The sequence below is a fragment of the Microbacterium sp. UBA3394 genome (genome assembly GCF_002358725.1).
In the GTDB taxonomy this organism is placed as follows: Bacteria; Actinomycetota; Actinomycetes; order Actinomycetales; family Microbacteriaceae; genus Microbacterium; species Microbacterium luteum.
In genome coordinates, this window is record NZ_DEPK01000148.1 from 16,329 (window position 1) to 19,497 (window position 3,169).

Here is a 3,169-nt window from a genome sequence, read left to right on the forward strand (position 1 = left end):
CTCGGGCGGCGTGGGCCTCGTGCTCGGCGCCGGCAACGTGACGTCGATCCCCGTCGCCGACGTGCTCACCGAGCTGATCGCTCACAACCGGGTGTCGCTGCTGAAGGTGAACCCCACGCAGGATGCGCTCGTGCCGGTCTTCGAGCGCGCACTCGCCCCGCTGGTGGAGGCCGGTCTGCTGCGCATCGTGCGGGGCGGTGGCGAGGTGGGCGCCCACCTCGCACGCCATGAGCGCATCGACCACGTGCACATCACCGGCTCGGAAGGGACGTTCGACGCGATCGTCTGGGGATCTGGAGACGATGCCGCCCGTCGCAAAGCGGCCGGCGAGCCGCTGCTGACGAATCCGATCACCGCGGAGCTGGGCGGCGTGTCCCCGGTGATCGTCGTGCCCGGCCCGTGGACCGAGGCCGACCTCGCCTTCCAGGCCGAGCACGTCGCGACCATGCGCCTGCAGAACGCCGGACACAACTGCGTCGCGGGCCAAGTGGTCGTCGTGAGCCGGGACTGGCCGCAGCGCGAGGCGTTCCTCGGCCACCTGCGTCGCGCGGTGGCATCCGCACCCTCGCGCGAGGTCTGGTACCCCGGGTCGAGCGACCGCATGAGCGCGGTGCGCGCGTCGCACCCCGACGCCGCGTGGAGTGACGGCGGCCGGCGGGCCGTCATCGAGATCGACGCCGGCGACCACGACCTGGAGGTCGTCGAGCAGTTCGCCCCCGTGCTCGGGGTGGTCTCGCTCCCGGGCACCGGCCAGGCGTTCGTCGACGCTGCGGTCGACTACGCGAACGATCGCCTCACCGGAACCCTGGGAGCGAACGTCCTCATCGATCCCGTCGAGCAGACACGCCTCGCCGACGGCTTCGAGCACGCCCTCGAGCGACTGCGCTACGGCACGATCGCGGTCAACGCGTGGACCGCGATCGGCTTCCTGACGCCGGCGCTGCCGTGGGGCGCGTATCCCGGCGGCACGCTCTCCGACGCGCCGAGCGGGGTCGGCGTCGTGCACAACGCCCTGCTGCTCGACCGCATCGACCGAGCGGTCGTGCGCGGCCCGTTCCGCCCGTTTCCGCGCTCGCTCCTGTCGCTCCGCCCGAATTCGCGCGGCCGGTTCTCCCTCCTGCCCACGCCACCGTGGTTCGTCACGGCGCGCACGGGGGCATCGGTCAGCGCCGGACTCACGCGCTACCGCGCCGGCGGCGGCCTGCGGGATCTCATCCCGACGCTCTGGCGGGCGTTTCGCGCCTGAGCGCTCGTCAGGCCTCGGCGACGAAGCGGTCGGCGGCGTCACGCAGAGCGCGCGCGATGCCCGGCTCCGACGCGGCGTGTCCGGCGTCGGAAACCATCACGAACTCGGCCTCCGGCCACGCCCGGTGCAGGTCCCACGCCGTCATCGGCGGGGTGCACACGTCGTAGCGCCCCTGCACGATCACGGCGGGGATGCCGCGGATCGCGTCGACGTTCGCGATGAGCTGGCCCTCGTCGAAGAAGCCGCGGTGCAGGAAGTAGTGGTTCTCGATGCGCGCGAACGCGGTCGCCGCGCGCGGATCGGTCATCGCCTGCACGAGGTCGTCGTCCGGGAGGAGGGTGAGGGTGGATGCCTCCCACGTCGTCCACGCGACGGCCGCTGGCACGTGCACGGCCGGATCGGGGTCGACCAGGCGACGGTGATAGGCCTCGATCATGCGGCCGCGTTCGAGCACCGGGATCGGACCGAGGAACTTCTCCCACCGATCGGGGAAGATCGCCGATGCACCGCCCTCGTAGAACCACTCGAGCTCATGGGCGCGGAGCGTGAAGATCCCCCGCAGCACGATCTCGGACACCGCGTCGGGATGGGTCTCGGCGTAGGCGAGGGCGAGGGCGCTACCCCAGGACCCGCCGAAGACCATCCAGGTCTCGATACCGAGATTGCGCCGGAGCAGCTCCAGGTCGGCGACCAGGTGCCACGTCGTGTTGTGGCGCAGGTCGCCCTCCACATCGGCCGCGTGCGGCGTCGAACGGCCGCATCCGCGCTGGTCGAGCAGGATGATGCGATACCGCTCGGGATCGAAGAAGCGGCGGTGCCACGACGAGGTGCCCGCGCCGGGACCGCCGTGCAGGAACACGACCGGCTTGCCCTCGGGGTTTCCGCACTGCTCGTAGTAGAGGCGATTGCCCTCACCCGCGATGAGCTCGCCGGTCGCGTACGGCTCGATCTCGGGGTAGAGAATGTCGTCGAGGTGTTCGTTCATGGCCGATCCCCTCCCCTCGGCGAGCGCGACGGGGACCCCCGCGGGTGCCTCTTCGCACCGACGACCGGGGCTTTTGTCGAACGCCATGCGCACACGCTAGCGCCTGCGGGGCCGCGAGACGCGCATTACCGCGGTGCGGCGAGACGATCACGGCGCGAATAGGCTCGCAGCATGCACGTGTCGCGCACGAGAACGTCCACTCCCGGACGGCACCGGTGAGCGGCGTGGAGATCCTCGTCATCGCGGTCGGCGCGATCGTGGTGATCGCCGCCGCGACGACCGTGGCCCCCAAGGTGCGCATCGCCGGCCCCCTCATCCTCGTCGCCATCGGACTGGGCGTGAGCATGCTGCCATTCGTGCCGCTGGTCGAGGTGGACCCCGAGATCATCCTCGTCGGCGTGCTCCCCCCGCTGCTGTACTCGGCCGCGGTCTCCCTGCCGGCCATCGAGTTCCGCCGCGATCTGCGGCCGATCGCCGGCCTGTCGGTGCTGCTCGTCCTCATCAGCTCGTTCGTGCTGGCCCTGTTCTTCCTGTGGGCTCTGCCCGGACTCGGGTTCCCTCTCGCTCTCGCGCTCGGTGCCATCCTCAGCCCCACCGACGCGGTCGCCACCGCGATCGCCAAGCGACTGGGGATCTCACGACGCGTCGTGACGCTCCTGGAAGGCGAGAGCCTGCTCAACGACGCCACCTCGCTGGTGCTCCTGCGCACCGCGATCGCCGCGGTCGGCGTCGGCTCCCTCCACGTCGGGGAGTTCGCGCTGTCCTTCCTCTGGGGCGTTGTCGTCGCGGTCGTCATCGGCGGCCTCATCGGGTGGGTGAACCTGCGCGTGCGGTCGTTCATCTCGCATTCGGCGGCGAACACCGCGGTCGGGTTCACGGTCCCGTTCCTCGCCTACCTCCCCACCGAGGAGCTCGGCGGTTCGGGCCTGGTCGCCGCC

The 3,169-nt window shown here is 71.2% G+C and carries 3 protein-coding genes; 2 read left to right on the forward strand and 1 reads right to left on the reverse strand.

The window, feature by feature from the left end:
* Positions 1-1,246, forward strand: a 1,246-nt coding sequence (locus B4E30_RS08785; RefSeq protein ID WP_286794801.1) for an aldehyde dehydrogenase family protein, incomplete at its 5' end; no start/stop codon positions are given.
* Between the two features lie 7 nt (positions 1,247-1,253).
* Here the strand turns inward: B4E30_RS08785 and pip are convergent.
* Positions 1,254-2,231, reverse strand: a complete 978-nt coding sequence (gene pip / locus B4E30_RS08790; RefSeq protein ID WP_286794805.1) for a prolyl aminopeptidase — start codon at positions 2,229-2,231, stop codon at positions 1,254-1,256.
* A 224-nt stretch (positions 2,232-2,455) separates the two neighbouring features.
* Between pip and B4E30_RS08795 the strand changes: the two genes are divergently transcribed.
* Positions 2,456-3,169 (forward strand): cation:proton antiporter (locus B4E30_RS08795; RefSeq protein WP_286794803.1); only part of this gene is annotated, 714 nt, incomplete at its 3' end.